This window comes from Pseudomonas sp. 51_B (assembly GCF_017491595.1).
Lineage (GTDB): Bacteria > Pseudomonadota > Gammaproteobacteria > Pseudomonadales > Pseudomonadaceae > Aquipseudomonas > Aquipseudomonas promysalinigenes.
In genome coordinates, this window is record NZ_JAFGYW010000252.1 from 1 (window position 1) to 489 (window position 489).

Sequence of the window (489 nt, forward strand, 5' to 3'; positions counted from 1 at the left end):
GTCCCCGGCAGCCGTCAGACCCAGCGTGCCGATGTTGAATTTATACAGCCCGATGTCGCCTTCGGAGACGCTATTGACGATTGATGGATAGCCGCCACCTTCTTTCAGATTGTCGATAACCCGTTGGACAGCAGAGAAAGATTCAGTGGTTAATCTGCCGTTGGTGAAGTCGGCAAATGCATTACGGTACATCTCACAACGGATTTTCCGGGCGTGTACAGCGCGTTTGAATGAGTAATCAGGATGCGCCTTGTTCTGATATTGCTCTTTCAGCATCGCGGTATATCTGTCGCCGGGTCGGAATGTTTTCGACAGCGAGGAAAGGTCGCGGATATCCAGTTTTTCAACGATGGGATGGCCATTGACCAAATAGTATTTCGGGCTGAATTTCGTTTCGTAGGCTGGATGCGCCGCTTCAAAAGCGAGTCCTTCAAGCAAAACGTCGGTAACGCTCTTACGAAAGTCTTCGGTTTGCACAATGATCTGGTC

1 pseudogene is annotated in these 489 nt (G+C 50.1%); it reads right to left on the minus strand.

Going from position 1 to position 489, the window contains the following annotated elements:
* Window positions 1–489 (minus strand): annotated as a pseudogene (locus J5M56_RS24680) (hypothetical protein); the annotation flags it as partial.